Raw genomic sequence first — 18,971 nt, 5'->3', positions numbered from 1 at the left:
GATTGTATCGATAATTTTCTTATGTATGATATTGTTTATAAATAACTTACTGATAAATTAATATGAACTTAAAAATGTTAAGAGCTTCATTTTTAATCACACCTTTATTTTTCACTTGTCTCCACGCCTATGCTGGAACTGACGGTTTTGTGTATTCCAAAAATCCAGATGGATCAGAAAATAAAAATATTATTGTTGATTATATTGGCAAAAAAAAGCAGGTAATTATTCCCAACTCGGTGACTAAAATCGGAGAGGGCGCGTTTTTGGGTAATGATTTAACGAGCATAACTATTCCCAATTCTGTGACTAAAATTGGAGGGTATGCATTTTCTAAGAATAATTTAACCAGCGTAACAATCCCTGATTCTGTAACTAAAATTGGAGAGTATGCATTTTTTGATAATGATCTAATAAGCGTTAAGATCCCTAATTCGGTGATGAATCTTGGAGAAGGGGCGTTTAAAGATAATGCGTTAACGAACGTGACCATTCCTGACTCAGTAACTGAAATTGAAAGTGGAACATTCGGAAATAACGCTTTAACGAGTGTAACTATCTCTAATTCAGTGACTGAGATTGAAAGTGGAGCGTTTAGTAATAATAAGCTAACAAGTGTGACCATTCCTAATTCAGTGACTTTCATTGGGTTGATGGCGTTTAAGTATAATAAATTAACGAGTGTGACCATCCCTAATTCGGTGGCTACAATTGAAAGTTCAGCTTTTTCAACGAATAAATTAACGAGTGTGACGATCCCTGATTCCGATACTTTTATTGGGAAAGGGGCATTTGATGATGATGTTACTATAAAGTAATTTAAGTTGATGTTTTGGTTGTTAAAAATTGTAAATGGTTAAGTATTTGTTTATAATGATTTTTTAACTCTAAAATTAATCTATGTCAGATTATCTTAATACGCACCCTATTGATCATGGCTGGATTAGATAAAAGTAGCAGCTAGCATTTTTTGATGCTTATTAATTAGATTGAATGTACTGAACTATGAAAGTGAAAAATCAATAGCTTTATTTAATATAAGCATTATTAAATAAGGTGATGTTTATTTCATTGGTTAATGTGTTTATGTGTGCGTAATAAAATTGAATTGAGAGTTAATAACAGTATAATGATTGAATTTTAGAACGTTATGATCACTTCATTAACCTACATAATATTCCATTAATAAATAATAATTATCCTAGAGATGCGAAGTATAAATATATGAGATCAATTATCACTCCTGAATACATCAAAAACTTCTCGTGCATTGCTGACAAGTGTGAAGATCATTGTTGTCATAGTTGGGATATCTCCATAGATAAATCAACATATAAATTCATGACACAAAAGAGTTTATTAAAAGTAAAATCAGCTGATGTAATCATGCGAACTAAGGGTGATGAATCTCCTTATTATGCAAAAATTAGTCTTAATAGTGACGGTATTTGCCCTTTCCGTGAAGAAAGTGGATTATGCGAAGTGCATAAAGAGCATGGGCACAAACGTTTATCACTAACGTGTCAATCCTACCCACGTACTTTTACAATCCGTGGTAATAAGAAAGAACACAACTTATTTTTGTCTTGTCCAGAAGCTGCAAGACAAGTATTGCTTAACCCTGCAGCCATGCAGTTTCATCAAAAAAATACCACTAACGATGCATTTGCTGCAAACAACTATACTCGCCCTAATTGGCATGCTGCAGTTCAACAGTTTCTCGTCGACATTCTTTTTATAAATGACATTAGTTTAGAGCAACGCCTTTTCTACATAGGAATAACATTACGTTTAATTGAGCCTCATAAAGATAACGCTACAGAATTACACAAAAGATTATTGCTATGTTGTGAAAAAATTAATAATAATAATTTCGACAAACTATACCGTGAGCAACGTACCTCATCTGATTTTTATCCGGGCCTATTAATTCAGTTTTTTAACTACCATATACATGTTAAATCAACTAGCGGTTTCAAGGTGGAATCTACACGTTTCAATTTACTGTACCAGCAACTGCTTGAAGCACTAAGCCTTACCAATGATGATAGCAATGAGCAATACAAAATTCTTCAACATGGTTTCAATAATCATTATAGAGAATACTTTGCCAAGAATAATCATATTTGGATTAACTACATTCTTTATGTGTTCTACCAAAATGACTTCCCTTCAAAATCCATGCAACAAGTATTCGATAACTTAATCGATGATATTTTTATCATTCGTGGTGCATTATCAACATTAGCTTCTATGCGTCCATTAACTGATGATGATGTAATTTTAGTGGTACAAACCTATCATCGTACGCGCAGCCATACTGCTGATTATATTGATAATATTAAAAGGATACGGAGTGAGGTAGGTATAGATGAAGATCTGCTTTCATTAATGTTAATAAAAATACACTAAAAATTGTTATTGATTAGCTTAAATAGTTAGCTCTAAATTAAAATTGTCCTTTCTGTTAAAGACAATCGGTACTCAGTGGGTATATTTATCTATTAGTACCGATTATCAGAACGAAACCTCTGCTAATTATGAAAACAAGCTCTTGTCGAAAAATTTAAGTCAAAGAGCTAAAATTAACGATCAAAATCCGTCATGATATTTTTCTTATGTTTACTTCCATCAGACGTTATTCTCGAAACTATCCGTTATTATGATGTTTATAAACTCAATTATCTCTGATGGCTTTAAAACACTTAATGAAAATTAAATGGTTTCTTTTGATGTTTCCAATGGTTCTCAAGGCCTACTAGTACCGGTAAGAATATATAAATAAATGTAGTAATGTTTATCGAGAAATCGGTGGGTCTTTTTTATTGCTATTATTTTTATTTCAAATAGGCAAGGTATACCAAAATAGGTGTATCTATTCTTTGTCACGATATAAAGATAGTAATTTGACGATAGGATCACACTTTTTCTACTTGGGGTGCGCTATTCTTTTCATAAGCATTGAGGAGGTATTATTTTTTTAGTATTACAATTGAAATTCCATATAAGCTCCAATAAAAACCACACCTTTATGATGTGGTTTTTTTGTACCTAAAATTCAGCTAAACAATGCTATTTACAGTATCTATCAATTGTTATTTCTACAAAGTCCACGTTCTATAGGCTTAAATCCTAAGTTATCTTATAGCAATGATAGTTAAACTTACTGTGTTCCTCTCGATCTTCTAATATTTATTCCAATAGGTGTGTATTATTGTTTCTATTTGGTAATAATCTTTTGTATTTTTGGTGGATTGTGTGTTTTCGTGTAATTGTTAATATAGCCCCATCGAAACGCAGACAGCGTTCAGCAATAATAATAAAGATTAAGGTTATACGACTCATGAAAACAGTTATTAAAGCAATTATCGCTACCGCTATTATCGCCACTTCTTACACGGCATCGGCACGTGATGGCGCTTTCACTGGTAACGTTAGTTTCAACAACCAAGCTAACAATACTGTGGTTGCAAGCCACTACGCAGTAAATGGTACGGCGGATAAATCACACTCAGGCATTGTGGTTACCAACAAAAACACCCACATGAGCTTTAATGAAAAACTGCTATCAGCGGCTGATAAGTAATATTTCACCACGATGGTAAACAAACGCTTGTTACACCTTCTTATTATTACATCTAAGTAAAAGTGTTTTGGTTTTATCTCTATTGTTACCAAATGGGTGGGGTGTAGAATGACAGTATCGACACCAACAATAACAAATAAACTCGATATAGCTTCTTACGCTATCACCCCTTTATAACGCGCTATCAAACAAATTCAGACTTATGGCTATCGCGGTAAGTCACTATAAATTAATTAAAAATTATCGGAGTTTTACTATGAGCAATGTATTTTACATGCCACCTGTAACCTTAATGGGTCCTAATGCTATTCAATCTTTAGGTGCTGAATTAGCGTCAAAAGAATTGAAAAAAGCGCTTATCGTCACTGACGGTGTGTTAGTTGAAGTGGGTCTTGTTAGCAAGCTAACGGATGAGCTAACAGCACATAACCTTGATTACGTTATTTATGATGGCGTTCAACCAAACCCAACAGAGAAAAATATCGAAGACGGTCTTACTCTACTTGCACAAAGCAACGCTGACTTTGTAATTTCATTTGGTGGTGGTTCTTCTCACGATACTGCGAAAGGTATTGCATTGGTTGCTGCTAACGGTGGCCATATTCGTGATTACTCTAAAGGTGTGCATCTATCGAANTGATTACTCTAAAGGTGTGCATCTATCGAAGAAACCACAACTTCCATTGGTTACAGTGAACACAACTGCGGGTACTGCATCAGAAATGACGGTATTTGCGATTATCACTAACCAAGAAGATGAAACTAAATACCCTGTAGTTGATAAGCACTTCACGCCTATCATCGCGGTTAACGATTCAGAGCTAATGGTAGCAATGCCTAAGTTCCTTACTGCAACCACAGGTATGGACGCATTAACGCACGCGGTTGAAGCGTATGTTTCAACAGCTGCGACACCAATCACAGATGCTGCTGCAATTAAAGCGATTGAGTTGATTGTAAATAACTTAGAAGCAGTAGTGAATAACGGTCAAGATCGTGCAGCACGTGACGCAATGCAGTACGGCGAGTACTTAGCCGGTATGGCATTCTCAAATGCTTCTCTCGGTTACGTGCACTCAATGGCGCACCAACTTGGTGGTGTTTACGACCTGTCACACGGTCTATGTAACGCAATCCTACTTGCTGAAGTATCACGCTTTAATGCACAACAAGTACCAGAACGTTTTGTTGATATTGCTAAAGCAATGGGGATCGACACTGCAGCGATGACGCAAGAGCAAGCAGTGAATGCCGCTCTAGAAGCGATTGATGCACTATCTGAGAAGGTAGGTACAAAGCAACGTTTAGCTGACCTGGGTGTTACGGAAGATAAACTCGCATTCATGGCACAAAATGCCCTAAATGATGCCTGTTCTCTAACCAACCCACGCAAAGCGAGCCTAGAAGAAATCATTAATATCTTCAAAGCACGGATGTAATTACCCTGACTATCGGTAATGACTCTTAAATAAAAAGGCCGCTAAAGCGGCCTTTTTTAGATCTGGATGTTGATGAAGGATAATTGGTGTATTTAAGCGTTGATTATTTATGCGAAATTGTTACGTGCCTAACCCCAGCCAGCCAGCCAGCCAGCCAGCCAGCCAGCCAGCACTGGGAAACTTTAAGCATAAAATGCAATAAAGTTAATATTTTCAATTAATTAAAATTAAAAGCTATTATATTTGTTATACATTTATGGGTGTGATGTGACTTCTAAAGGCAACAAATACCGTGTACTTCGACCGCCAGCGCCTGATTTTACTAAACAACCCAATTCAACCAACAAGGCTAAATGACGAGTTGCAGTCGGCTTACTGACCTTCGCTACTTTATGGTATTGGGTGGTATTGATCCCCTGTTCAAAGTCGCCATCCAGCATTCGATTAAGCACTTTTACTTGCTCTGCGGTGAGTTTAGTTTGATCGATTTGGCGCCAGTAATTGGTTTTAAAGACGGTTTGATCTATCTCTGTTAATACCCCATCAAAGGTGGTATTTAACGTGGTTAAAAACCAACTTAACCATGACGTAATATCGAGATCGCCTTTTTGAGTTTGCTCCAACACATCATAGTAACTGTTACGGTTGGCCAAGATCCCTACTGACATCGCATAGAACCTCACCGACTGTTGTTCGGCTTGGGCTAATGCTAAATCAGTAAGCAAACGAGTAATACGACCATTACCATCATCTAATGGGTGAAGGGTCACAAACCATAAGTGGGTAATAGCGGCTCGAAGTAATGGGTCGAGTGAAGTATCAGCCTTTGATTGATTAAACCAAGTAATAAAGGTATTCAGCTCTGGCTCAAGGATTGTGCGCTGTGGCGCCTCAAAATGCACAATGGGTCTATCAATTCTGCCAGAGACTACTTGCATCGGTGCATCGCCTCTTAATTGCCCGCCGATCACCGGGTTAAACATCGTATAGCCTTCAGGAAATAAGCGTTGATGCCAGGTTAAGATCCGCGATAGCGTGAGCGGCGCATCGAGGTTTTCTACTGCATCGAGCATAATTTCGGCTAATCCATCGGTTTGCTCTGTGGTTGGAAATGGCTTGTCTTCCGTCATGCCCAGCTTATTAGCTAACGATGAACGCACTGAAAAGGCATTGAGTTTTTCCCCTTCAATAGCACTAGAATGAACAATGTTAGCCAATAGCGTATCAAGCATATTTTGTTTTTGATTTGGTGACTGGCAGGTGATCTTACCCAATAAAATTCCTTGGTTAAGACGCGTTTGTCTCACCATTGGTTCTATAAGGTGATGATCCCAACGGAAATGAGGCCAGTTATCTTGCTGCCATACCCACATAATTCATCCTTTGATGCGAAAAAAGTGCTTATTCTAATCACATTTTGATTTGAATAAATGAATTAATCAAATCAAATTTGCTGAAACGTTAAGTTTATCGAATACAAGGGAGTATGTGTGTGATAGATGGATACTGTTAATTATGAGATTTTTAAATAAAAAAAACCAACTCAAAAAGACAGAGTTGGTTTTAGGCTTGCTGACTAAGAGCACAAAGGGTCATAAATATGGGAAAATTTTGGTAGGGAGCACTCAGATGTCTGTTATCTCGCCTTCTAAAAATCTTCTTTAGATATTATATATTGATGTAAGGTATTGATATCAAGTAGCAATATCAAGTGATAAGAAAGCTTTGTTTTTATGTGTTAATAATGACCAATTTGATGTCATGTGTGTTTAGATACCATCTAAAAAACGACTAATTGGCGGACTTTGCTTCGCTTTATAGTTAAATACTGTCTTGGAAGTGAATTTTTATTTTGGTATTGAAGGTGAAATTACTGAAAAATGACAACAAAGGCTCCAAATATTTCGCGTTTGGCATCTGGTCGTTCAAATTCTAGTCTTGAAGCTTTAGTCAGTTATGCTCAAGCATGTGGATTTAAACTAAATCTTGGCTTTAAACATGCCTAATTACTGTTGGTTAAATTTCAAGGTTGTTTATAGTAGTGGCTTTTTATGGACGATAAATATTTAATGACTCTTCTGCGTGAAAGCTGTCCTTGTTAGTATGCTGAAGAACGCTGATTTTACTCAATTTTTTTGTGATCAATATCTTATTTATAACAATACCTAATACCTAAAAAGGTGTAACTTATTTATGTTTATATAGCGGTAGCTTAATAACTACTTCTGGTTTTTTAGTTATTGATTATTAATGTTAAATAAGGGTGTGTTATTATATATGGTAGAAGATAAAGTAGTTTATTCAACTTCTGATTCTTTGGAAATAAAAAGCCAAATTGAGCTAGCTGAAGCTAAGAAGGGCGAATCTTTAACTGATGTAGAAAAAGAAATAGTTATTGCTGAAACATTGAAAAAATTGGCCGCTTATAAGTTACGAGCTGATGAATTACGAAAAGCAAAAATTCGTAAAACTCACGATAGAAAAAAAGAGTCAAATTCAGACGTAAATTGGAGCTGGTCAGCTAATACATATCGACGATAAAACTACCGATGGTGCATCAGTTAAAAGCATCATCGGCATCCTAATTAAAACTCGTTACATTTTTCAAAACTATTCAACTAAAAATTTATAGAAAAAGAATCTATTTGATTTTACTGAGGTTACAAGCTGTCGGATCATTAAAGACTTATCATCGTGAAGCGATCACTTAGTATAACCATCGTCACGATAGCTAGTTATAGCATATTAACCAGTTGCTTTAATTACGATAATACTGTTTTGGTATTCTTACTTTGATTTAAGTTTAGTGAGAAGCAGAGTTTGATGGATAGAAACCGGTGGAATTCCTATCCATAAACTCTTTATTCGTTGCTTATTTTAGATGATTATTATTTAACACACAGCTTAGGAGACCAATTATTTCTAGGCCATACTAGGGTCGATATATCGCCTTCAAACGAGATCCACGGTAAATCTTGTGACATATTCTCATTTGGCATATCCTCTTCAAGGACATACATGCCTTTGTTAACTTTTTCTGTATCACCATTAGCAATAACTTGTTGGGCAGCCAAATCTGAATAATACAAACCAAACATGTCAAAATAAGGTGTCCAATCTTTACCGGTGATTTTACTCATTGATATCAACATGAAATCATTACCTGGAATTTTATCTACCGTGTCTCCTTTCGCTTCAGTGGGTTTATAATCAAAAAGACTAAAACCTAGCTCATCCTTACGGGTATTCCATAGATCTTTCGAAGCAATGTATTTACTAAAGATGCGTTCATGTTGATACATTAAAGTAAATAGACCAAAGCCATTATCTAAGCGAGTGCCATCAGACATCGTTTGTTTATCTGCTCGTAATGCAGCTTGAATGTAAAATTCCATTCGGTAGCCATTATAAATGGCATAAGCATTACTTTCCCAAGGACCAACAAAACGTGTTACATCTCCGGATGTATCTTTACTGAAGGCATGACAATTCGAGTCATACACCATACGACGGCTATTTGTACTATCTTTCAGCCCTAGAGCATCAGACATATAAACAGCAAATAAATCTCGCTGATTCATATGTCCATCAGTCATTGTGCCTCGCTTCCCGTTGGTTTGATAATATGCTCGCCATTTTGCATAATATGGGAAAATATTATTTGAGTTTTCACCAGAGCGAGAACTATAAGTTGTCCAATCATTACGTGTATCAGGGCCCTTTGTATAGGCTACAGATAAACGATAGCGCTGTAAGTTATGTCCTAACTCGTGGTTAACCAACCAACCGCTAGGATAGATGCCTGAGAATGATGTAAAAGGGTTACCAGAACAACCTACACCACACTGTGCGTTTTGATCGTAAGCTTCATGTTGGATCAAATAACGCTTGTTGATGGTTTTATCAAAACAGTCATCGGCACTAAACAAATTTTGACAAATCGTAGCAGTGTACGCTGGTAATTGTTCGTTTAATGGTTTTTGTGAAATGGTGAAACCACTCAAGCCATACAAGCTTTCTAGGTGATCTGTCATTATTCCATTAAGTAAATCTTTAATTGTTGGATAATCAGCATTTATGCTCTCTAAGAACCTATCTTTGCGTGCGTGTAACTCTGCCGCTTCTGTTTTTAGATCAATATAAGGGAGTTCTGTTGAATCCAATAATTCTTTAAATTGTCGAATCTGATCAGCATTATCAAAGTCAGTAATTGTCGGATGATGAACAATATTCTTTATCGAAAATGAAGCTGATAAATTTTCATTTTTAGTTCTTGAGCCGATTTCAAAATATAATGGACCACCATAAGGGGATGAAAAGGTAATAGTTTGTCTCGGTTGTATACTTAATCTGTCTTGCATTAACTCTAATGGTCGCTCTAGTTGACCTCGCTGATAGCCGCGGTTTGTATTTGGCAACTGAATGTTCATTCGTAGTTTAACTGTGGTATTTTTATCATTATCTGTGCGCGTTAATGCGACCGTCTTCCCTGGTAAAATAAACCATCCCGTTGTTGTCCATTGATCTTTAAATGGGACCGTAAAACTTTTGATATCATCAACCGTTGTCGGGAAAGCGAAACTATCATTAACACCTACGGCAATTTTTGAGCGATCTTTAACAAATGAACCTAGATCTGGCTGAGCGGTATTTTTTGCGCGTTTATAGCTAATTGCACTATCTGCAAACATTGCCGATGCGAGTGCTTCAACATTACTATTAATTACAGGATAATCAATCTCAGCACGTTTAACATCTGCAGCCAATAACACCGCATTATAGATATCAAAACTACGTTGCGAGAAAATATCCATACCTGCTTCATCTATGTTTTTGAATATATTACGATAAAAATCAATGCCTTTTTTAACATCAGTGTCTAAAAATGGTTTGGAAAAATCGCCACCGCAGCTAAGTAGATAGTTGCCTGATTTCGCGCAGCTATCTAAAATTGCAGGGCTAATATCAACATTTTTATTATTGATATCATTTAATAATTTAATCCCGCTATCTGGTATTGATAACTGGCTGAGTTGGTATTGATAGTTAAAGTTATTAATTTGCCATTGAGACCAATAATTCGTAGATGCTGTTATTTGTTTAAGCTTTAATGCTGCTTGTAGTGCGAAAGAAGGATCACGCTCACTATTAACAAAAAGAACCGGTACTTTATTTTTAATTAAATATTTAAGATTGTTAACATATTGTTCAGTGTTCGTTACATCACTTGATGACATAATAACAACATCTGGTTTATTATTTTCGATACAAGACTGTAGCTTATCACCGTCACAAACCCCATGTTCATTTAATGTAAATGTTGGCTTATTTTCTGTATTTTTATAGTTTTGTTGGAGCCAGCGAGAAAACCAATTATACGTCTCGTGCCAATAGTTGTTATTACTGGTATTTAAAGTCACTATATTAATGCACTGACTCACATCTTTACCTGCAAGCCACATCAGCATATTTTTTGCTAATTTTGATAATTCCCCTGTTGCAATATTGCCATCACTGGCGCCACGATTATTTTCTGTTTCAATAATATCAGCGCTGGTTGCAATAAATCGTTGTCCGTCTAACTCACTAGCAATCGCAAGAGCTGCCGTTCCTTTATTATTATTCCCAAGTAAAATAACTGAATTTGTTGGGTTTATTGAGTTTAAAATCACACTATCGTGACTCGGATTCCAGTTAAATTTTCCTACGGACTGAGTAATTTGGTTATTAATATCTAATTTATGGGCATCAATTATTTTTGCCTTATGATTAATAAAATCAACATATTGCTCATAGGTTGCCAAGCTTGCATCTTGCTGTTTTATGGCTTTTATCACCGGATCAATGTTGACCGTAAATTTCACCGTTGCAGTTGTACGATGTTGACCATCACTTACATCTACAGTAACGGAAAAACTGCCTTCGTCATTATCCATTGCATTTGCTGTTATTTGACCCGTTTCAGCATTAATAGACATGTATGCTGGTGAGCCACTTAATGAGTAAGTTAAGTGATCATTATCATCATCTTGGGCTTTAATCGTATATTGGTACGGTGTATCAGCATTGATAACTTGTGGCACTATTGGTGCAATAATAGGGGCAATATTTGATTTGTTAATAGTAATGTTAATAACAGCTGTTGCAGAGCCTCTACCATTAGTAGCAGTAACCATCACAGTATAATTGCCATTATCATTACGATTAGGTGTGCCCGATAATTCACCCGTTTTAGAATCAATCGTTAACCAAGTTGGATTTCCGAATAATAAATAGACGATTGAGTCCCCTTGCTGAGCCGATGTCATTACTTGCCCGTGAACTGGTAACCCTGCTATACCTGTTACTGTCGCCATCGGTTTAATAAACGGCAGCTCGACTGATGGCTCTTTACTTGGCAAAAGTTTAGAAGCTGATGTTTTTGGTTTTTGTGTCGGTGGATTAAAATCGCTGTCATCAGTATGGCAACCAGACAAGGCGAATAAAATTACTGAAGAGAGCAGTGTTTTTTTTAAAATCATTGTTATTAATGTAATGGATGGCAAATGCGGCATTTATAGCATATATGTATATTTAATATGGAAAATAATCCCAATAAAGTACGAGTTATATTCGTAACTTAAAATTTTCCATTAGCAAATTTTGAATAGTCTGTGATGTTATCGCTGTGATCGCGCCGCTAATTTTACCAAAGAAAACCCATAAATTTTATGTGCCTAGAGATATACAAAATTCGCATAATATTCAGGTTTGGGTGGATTGGTTTGGAATCTATAGTATTTAGTAGCGTTGTTTTGAAGAAACATTATTCTTGGGCATTCCCTAAAAATTGGCGGTTTATATATTAGTGTAACAGCGTATTGGAGTGCTTTAGATGCAATAGATTAAACAAAAACCTTTCTTAGGATTTTTTTTTTGGTGAGATTTGCCGATAAATAACTTATTGATAAATAAATAAGTATATAGAAATGTTAAAAAATTACTTTTTAATCGCTCCTTTATTATTGTTTTGTTTCCATGCTTATGCTGGAAACGATGGTTTTGTGTATACCAAAAATCTTGATGGTTCGGAAAACAAAAGCACGATTATCAATTATATAGGTAAAGAGAAGAATATAATAATTCCTAATTCGGTAACTACTATTGGAAGGGCGGCGTTTGAGGGCAATGCCTTAACAAGCGTGATTATCCCTAATTCGGTAACTGTTATAGGGAGAAAGGCTTTTTCAAATAATGCCTTAACAACTATAACCATCCCTAATTCAGTAACTGAGATCGGGGAGGCTGCATTTTCAAATAATGCTTTAACAACTGTGACTATTCCTAATTCAGTGACGACTATTGGGGTTTATGTGTTTGAAGGTAATGCCTTAACAAATGTGACTATTCCCAATTCAGTGACGACTATTGGGAGAGAGGCGTTTGAAGGCAATGCCTTAACGAGCGTGATTATCCCTAATTCAGTAACGGCTATCGGGAATGAAGCGTTTGAAGGTAATGCGTTAACAAATGTGATTCTTCCAAATTCAGTAACGACTATCGGAGATTTGGCGTTCGCAGCGAATTTTTTAACCAGTGTGATTATTCCTAACTCGGTGATAGATATTGGAGATTTTGCGTTTGAAGGTAATGCTTTAATGAGCGTGACTATTCCAAATTCAGTAACGAGTATCGGAAATGGGGCATTTAATAATAATGAAATAACGGAAATTAATAATTCACCCTCTGATGGTATTATTTACGCTAGAAATGCTGATGGTACAGATAATATCAGAACGATTGTTTCGTATGGTAGTAAACAAATGGATGTTATTATTCCTAATTCGGTGACGACGATTGGTAAAGGGGCATTTGAAGATAATGGCTTAACGAGCGTGATTATCCCTGATTCGGTTACTACTATCGGCAATGAAGCCTTCGCTGCTAATTCTTTAACGAACGTAATTATTCCTAACTTAGTGACTGCTATTGGTGAAGGAGCGTTTGCAGCGAATTCTTTAACGAGAGTGACGATCCCTAACTTGGTGACTGTTATTGGTGAGGGGGCGTTCGCAGCCAATTCTCTAACGAGTGCGACGATCCCTAATTCGGTGACGACGATCGGTAATTGGGCATTTACTGATAATTCCTTAACGAGCGTGATTCTGCCTGATTCGGTAATTGCTATTGGGGATACGGCGTTTGATGAAAAAGTAAATATAAAACGACTTTAAAATGATATTAGCCTTGCAGTTAAATACCGCCCTTTGTGGCGGTATCGAATAATGTAGGTGTCTATTGATTAAATGTTAACTTTTATAAGTGTATTTTCGGTACTTGAACAGGTAATAATAGTTTAAGTCATTTCAATTATAATTAACCATAAAATGAGTATGATTGCAGGCTTTGTGGTGTAAGGGGAACCTATCGCTTTGGGATAATTGTTTTGTAATTATTTACTCTTAGAGCTAATGCAAGCTAAATTTGTGTTATTATTCTCCATTAATATAACTATAAATAATAACGTTATGACCAAAAATAAAGAGTACTCAAGTAAAAGTAATTTAATATCAACTACCGATACTCAAAGTTACATTATCTCAGCAAATAAGGATTTTTGTGACGTCGCAAAGTTCAGTTTAGATGAACTAAAAGGGCAACCTCACAACCTCGTTCGACATGAAGATATGCCTAAGCAAGTATTTAAACAATTGTGGGAGTATCTTCATAATGGCAAATCTTGGATGGGGCTAGTTAAAAATAATTGCAAGGGAGGGGATGAGCATTATTGGGTTTCTGCTTTTGTCACTCCAATACAAGATCAAGATGGTAAAACCATAGAATATCAATCGGTAAGAATGCAGCCAAATGATGAGCAGCTAAAGCGAGCTGAGTTGCTATATGCAAAATTAAAGAAAAATAAAAAGATCTCATTATTTCGGTTGCAATGGCATGTTGTATCCGTTTTTCTTTGGTCGCTAATGTTTCTCCTTTCAATGGTTGCTGCTATTTATTCTATGTCATTCATAGAGGGAATGGGATGTCTTTTATCTGCTATTGGTATTGGGACTGCTATTGCTCAAAGAAAAAGGTTTGGTGCTTTAAGGAAGGCATCTAGAGATATTTACCAAAATGACCTGATGGAAAAGGTTTATAGTGGCCATTTAGATGACTATTCACAGGTTGAGCAGGCTTTACAGATGAAAAACTCTGAGGTTAGAGCTATATCAGCCAGATCTTTTGAGTCAGTGTCTGCTATTAATATAGAAGCTAAAAAAGATGCAGTCGAATTAATGGAGGTCAATCAAGATTTATCTAATCAGCATTTAAATACCGAGACGATGGCTGCTGCGATTGAGGAATTAACGCATTCTTTATCAGATGTTTCAAGTGGAGCGAGTAAAGTCTCAGAGCTATCTAGTGATGCTTTGGTATTATCTCAAGATGGGATGAGAAAAATCTCAGAAACTGAAGAAAATATTATTTCACTAAATAATGAGTTAAAGGATGCTGAAAAAATAATCATTGATCTTGCTAGAAACAGTGAAGATATGACAAAGATCTTGGATGTGATTATAGGAATATCCGAACAAATTAATTTACTGGCATTAAATGCTGCGATCGAGGCTGCAAGAGCTGGAGAGGCTGGCCGAGGATTTGCTGTTGTAGCTGACGAAGTAAGAGGGTTAGCGTTAAAGACTAAACAGTCAACGCATGAGATTAATTTAATGATAAATAATTTAACTCAATCTTCAAATAAAGCGGTAGAAATTGTTTCATCTGGAGGTTCATTGTCTGAGTTGTGTTTAGCGTCATCAAAAGACACGACTCATGCGCTTGAGGGGATAACGAAAGCCATTCAAGATGTTTCTAGCAGAGCTTTAGAGATATCAGGTTTTGTATCAGAGCAAGTTTTAGTGACTAATGAGGTGTCATTAAACATTGTTGATATTAGAGATAATTCAAATCGTTCGATGCAACGTTCGGATAATATGGTGGCGCGTTCAGAATCACTTTCAGTTAGCACTGAGAGCCTTAAAATGCTGATGAAGCAATTTTTAAATTAGTTATTAAGAAGCACGTACAGTTACCGTTTGAGAGTAAATGATCGTCGCTATAGACGGTCATTTTGTCTCTTAGTCTTGAGGAGTATCGAATCGAATAAGATTTATATTATCAAATATAGCTTGATGATCACAATTTATAGCTTTATTTAGATTTAAGATACCTATAATAGCTTTCATCATAAGGATATGTATGAATATAGGTTTCAATCAGAAAACAGCGGAAGAGCGCTTGGTAGAAGAGCAACTATATAAACAAATTAGTGATGAAATACAGAATGGTTATAAACGCGATGGTTTGTGGTTAAAAGCCATATCTGATTGCGATAATAATAACGATAAGGCTAAGTCGTTATATGTAAAATTGCGTTTCCAAGCTCTTGTCGATGAACAAACAATCGAATGTAAACAAGTTCAGCCTAAGCGTAAGAATGAATCGCATATGGCAACTATTGATTCAGTTATAATCACTATGATTATTATTTTAATTTTCATCGCCGTTGGTATATTTTTGATGTCATAGATTTTCGATACCATGGTTAATTCAATTGTTTAAATGAGAATTCTCAATTTACCAGTATAGTGAATTGAGGGTTCTTTAAACAGGATAGAAATAAGAGCAATATTTTAAGTAACTACAACTAATTATTAATGGCGATGAAATTGACCTTGTTTAGTCTTTAGCACTAACAATCAAAATTGAATATCTTTTATATTGTAGCTACTTACTATGGAGAGATTTAAAAATAGCATTAGATGGAGGAAGTGACAATATTTAAACATAAATTTTATGTTATCGAAAATAGTTCCTCTTGAGCTAAAACTTTGTGCTATTTCTACTGATGATGTAAAGGAGATTTTAGTGCTATTATTTAGGGTAAATATAGTTCAAATTTTTAAAATTGATTAAATAAAGCCGATAATTATAAAGGCTAGTTAATAGTGTATTATGTGAAGACTCTTTTTAGAGAGATATTTTAATTTTAATGATGACAATTGATATGATTGCTTTATATGCAAAGTGTTCTAAAAGTAACCCACTACTTCATGTTGGTGTAATAACTGTACTTTTTATTATTTTTAACTGTAGTGTTTATTTGCTTCTTGATGAAGGTGATTTATTGGCGTTTTTAGGGGTAATTATACCCTTACCATTTTTCTTTTTATTCTCTAAGTCTTCAGAATATAAAAGGAAATATTTACATAAATAAAAGTCACATTTGACGTTGGCGGTCGGTTGATGACTTTAAAATCGATTTTAGCGTAATTTTAAGGTGGACTCGAATAAATAGCTTTGATGTTAAATGACCGTCCATATGGACGGTTATAGTTGATTGGTGTTATGAAAGTTTGCTGTATTAAGAACTAAAATATTTAGACTTATATGCGAGTTTTTAGATGTTTTATAATGCATAGATGAAAGAGTTTCAGCAGTAAGACTATTAGAAAATAGCATTCGATAATAAATGTATCATTATGATCTTTAATAGAAGTTTATTATTTTGCTACTATATCTGCAGCAATGATTTTTTATGCAAAGAGCGAGGTTTATATTTATTACTATCTTTAGTTAATTAGGTGTTTTTATGAAACATGCTTTATATTTGATTTTATTTAGTTTCAATTTTTATTTAATTTTAATTAATTACTGTCGATATACTTAATATTAAAGTTTTATCAGTGATAGGCATGTTTTGAATTTCCTAAAGAATACATCAATTTTAAAAAAAATAACGTTCTCTTTTATTTTGATTTTTGTTTTTGTTATAGGTTTATTTCTTATAATAAATAAACAACTAAGCCAAATAGGCCATGAGGCAATAACATTATCTGAAGAATCAATACCAAGCTTAATGGTTGTTAATGGTATTTATAAAAATATTTCTGATTTAAGGAGGAATCAGTATGCTATCTTACAAAAAAATAGTGATAATAAAAGGAATGAGTATTTATCTTTAGTAAATAAATATTATAGTGATACTGATAATCTTCTCTTAAAGTATAGTAAACTTTTATCAGGCAGTGATGATGAAAATGCTTATAATAAACTAAAAAACACATGGCACATCTACAAAAGTGAGGTGGTTACGTTTAATGATTACCTTGAGAATGATAACGTTAAACTTGCAGAACTGACATTAGAAAATTCATATAATAAGTTTAATGAGATAGAGATTGCATCTAATAATCTACATAAATTGAACGTAGATTTTACGCGTGATGATAATAAGAAAATTTCAAATGAAATATCTGAAACGTTTCATATTTCGATAATAAGTTTTTCTATTTTGGCTTTATTGTTAGTTTTGATTAATGTTTTTATTAATCGTCAGATTATAAATCCTTTAACGATGATATCTAAATTATCCGAAGAAATATCTAAGGGTAATCTTACATATAAGTTTGATCGTAACAGTATTGCAAATGATGAATTTGGAAAATTAGCTGATATTAGTCTGATAATGAAAGATAATATTCTAAATCTTATTAAAGAAATAAGAGCATTAGTTGTGCAGCTTAACTCGTCTATCGATGATGTAAGCTCTGTTGCTCAACAGTCATCTGAAGGTATGCAAGATCAACAAAATCAGGTTACATTAATTGCGACGGCAATGGAACAGATGCGGATAACCGTCGCTGAGGTGGCTAATAATACCGAAAATTCATCGTTGTCTGCCAATGAGATTAATAATAATGTAAAACAAAGTATTAATGATCTTTCATCGACAATATCACAAATTGAACAGGCTTCAATTGAAATACATAAGGCTGGAGAGATAGTCAGTTTGTTAGAAAAGGAATCGATAAATATTAATATGGTTGTTGATGTTATTCGAGATATCGCAGGTCAAACTAACCTTTTAGCTTTAAATGCAGCAATTGAAGCAGCTAGAGCTGGAGAGCAAGGTCGCGGTTTTGCTGTCGTTGCTGATGAAGTTCGTACGCTAGCTGGTAGAACTCAAGATTCAACCGGTGAAATTATTTCTATTATTGAAAAGCTCCAATTGAGTGTAAACGCAGCCAAAGCTATCACATATAAAAGTGAAGAGTTAATCAATGGATGTGTTGAAAATAGCCATCAAACTGGCGAAAACATTAAATCTATTGGGTTACAAGTAAATGGCATGTCTGAGCTGAGTTTTCATATTGCAACAGCCTGCAGTGAACAAGATTCTGTAACTGAAGCTTTAGGAGAAAATATTGAAAATATCAGTAATTCTTCGATAGAGGTGGCTAATGGTGCTAAGTATGCAGCTAAGTCTTGTAGTGAAATTAGTCAATTATCGCTGTCATTACAAAATACAATAAATCGTTTTAAGTTAAGTTAATAAAATTAATTGTATTAAACAATATAGCTACTTGTCAGTTTTAAATAGGGTTATGGTTAACAACGTGTTTATTATTGCTCCTTGATACTATTTTTATCTAGATAGCTTGTATTATTAATACGGACGGCCCTCGATATAGGGCCGTTTTTTTGCTTTAGAAATATATAAACTTCACTACTGACTGCCTAAATTTTATAGGATTCATATTTTAATTCTTGAATCGTATGATACTTGCCTTTCCATTAGAAAAATTCGTTATTTAGTAACCATTAATTCAGCGCTACTCAAAATAGTTAAAGAGACTGAATTAACCGAATTTATATACTATTTAGTATAAAGATATTTATTAATGTTATGGAGTGCATATCAGCCATACTAGATACCTTTTGTTATGCTTATCTATAGCGATAGAGTTATTTTAGTTGTTTATAGGTAGGGATTTTATACTTTAGCTATAAAAGTTAGTTATTATATTTAAGTATAAAATGACAAATAATCTTATGCGTGTAGTATTATCATCTTACTTTTTGGTATTTATTTGGTGTTTTATCTTGATTAGTAATTATTAAAGATG

The 18,971-nt window shown here is 34.6% G+C and carries 11 protein-coding genes and 1 pseudogene; 10 read left to right on the top strand and 2 right to left on the bottom strand.

What is annotated here, in order from left to right; all coding sequences use genetic code 11:
* Positions 1-62 precede the first annotated feature (62 nt).
* From PPBDW_RS22710 to PPBDW_RS22695, 4 genes and pseudogenes are all read left to right on the top strand, one after another.
* Positions 63-818, top strand: a complete 756-nt coding sequence (locus PPBDW_RS22710) for a leucine-rich repeat domain-containing protein (protein WP_081045150.1) — start codon at positions 63-65, stop codon at positions 816-818.
* Positions 819-1,224: 406 nt separating this feature from the next.
* A complete protein-coding gene (gene fliB, locus PPBDW_RS22705) occupies positions 1,225-2,412 on the top strand; it encodes a flagellin lysine-N-methylase (protein ID WP_036788701.1) in 1,188 nt (395 codons plus the stop codon).
* 931 nt (positions 2,413-3,343) lie between these two features.
* Positions 3,344-3,586 carry a hypothetical protein gene (locus tag PPBDW_RS22700; RefSeq protein WP_036788698.1) on the top strand — a complete coding sequence of 81 codons (243 nt, stop codon included), beginning with the start codon at positions 3,344-3,346 and terminating at the stop codon, positions 3,584-3,586.
* 256 nt (positions 3,587-3,842) lie between these two features.
* Positions 3,843-5,025 (top strand): annotated as a pseudogene (locus PPBDW_RS22695) (iron-containing alcohol dehydrogenase).
* Positions 5,026-5,279: 254 nt separating this feature from the next.
* Here PPBDW_RS22695 and PPBDW_RS22690 read toward each other — a convergent pair.
* Entirely contained in the window at positions 5,280-6,398 is a 1,119-nt protein-coding gene (locus PPBDW_RS22690) for a Fic family protein (RefSeq protein WP_036788695.1), read from the bottom strand.
* Between the two features lie 507 nt (positions 6,399-6,905).
* Between PPBDW_RS22690 and PPBDW_RS22900 the strand changes: the two genes are divergently transcribed.
* Positions 6,906-7,031 carry a hypothetical protein gene (locus tag PPBDW_RS22900; protein WP_269059484.1) on the top strand — a complete coding sequence of 42 codons (126 nt, stop codon included), beginning with the start codon at positions 6,906-6,908 and terminating at the stop codon, positions 7,029-7,031.
* 271 nt (positions 7,032-7,302) lie between these two features.
* Positions 7,303-7,566, top strand: coding sequence for a DUF3811 domain-containing protein (gene yjbD, locus PPBDW_RS22685; RefSeq protein ID WP_181950664.1), 264 nt, complete (start codon positions 7,303-7,305; stop codon positions 7,564-7,566).
* Positions 7,567-7,913: 347 nt separating this feature from the next.
* Here the strand turns inward: yjbD and PPBDW_RS22680 are convergent, their stop codons facing one another.
* Positions 7,914-11,546, bottom strand: coding sequence for an ImpA family metalloprotease (locus tag PPBDW_RS22680; RefSeq protein ID WP_181950663.1), 3,633 nt, complete (start codon positions 11,544-11,546; stop codon positions 7,914-7,916).
* Positions 11,547-11,993: 447 nt separating this feature from the next.
* On the opposite strand from PPBDW_RS22680, the gene PPBDW_RS22675 reads away from it, so the two are divergent.
* The 4 genes from PPBDW_RS22675 (at position 11,994) to PPBDW_RS22660 (ending at position 18,397) form a co-directional block, all read left to right on the top strand.
* Positions 11,994-13,238 carry a leucine-rich repeat domain-containing protein gene (locus PPBDW_RS22675; protein WP_054262254.1) on the top strand — a complete coding sequence of 415 codons (1,245 nt, stop codon included), beginning with the start codon at positions 11,994-11,996 and terminating at the stop codon, positions 13,236-13,238.
* Between the two features lie 237 nt (positions 13,239-13,475).
* Positions 13,476-15,071 carry a methyl-accepting chemotaxis protein gene (locus PPBDW_RS22670; protein ID WP_054262253.1) on the top strand — a complete coding sequence of 532 codons (1,596 nt, stop codon included), beginning with the start codon at positions 13,476-13,478 and terminating at the stop codon, positions 15,069-15,071.
* Between the two features lie 190 nt (positions 15,072-15,261).
* The gene (locus tag PPBDW_RS22665; RefSeq protein WP_036788690.1) at positions 15,262-15,591 is read left to right on the top strand and encodes a hypothetical protein; all 330 of its coding nucleotides are present in this window, start codon (positions 15,262-15,264) and stop codon (positions 15,589-15,591) included.
* A 1,171-nt stretch (positions 15,592-16,762) separates the two neighbouring features.
* On the top strand, positions 16,763-18,397 hold the full coding sequence (locus tag PPBDW_RS22660) for a methyl-accepting chemotaxis protein (RefSeq protein ID WP_036788688.1): 1,635 nt from the start codon (positions 16,763-16,765) through the stop codon (positions 18,395-18,397).
* The last annotated feature ends 574 nt before the right edge of the window (positions 18,398-18,971 follow it).

Source organism: Photobacterium kishitanii, from assembly GCF_000613045.3.
In the GTDB taxonomy this organism is placed as follows: Bacteria; Pseudomonadota; Gammaproteobacteria; order Enterobacterales; family Vibrionaceae; genus Photobacterium; species Photobacterium kishitanii.
Note: the sequence above shows the minus strand (reverse complement) of the source record. Positions and strands in the feature narration are given on the sequence as shown.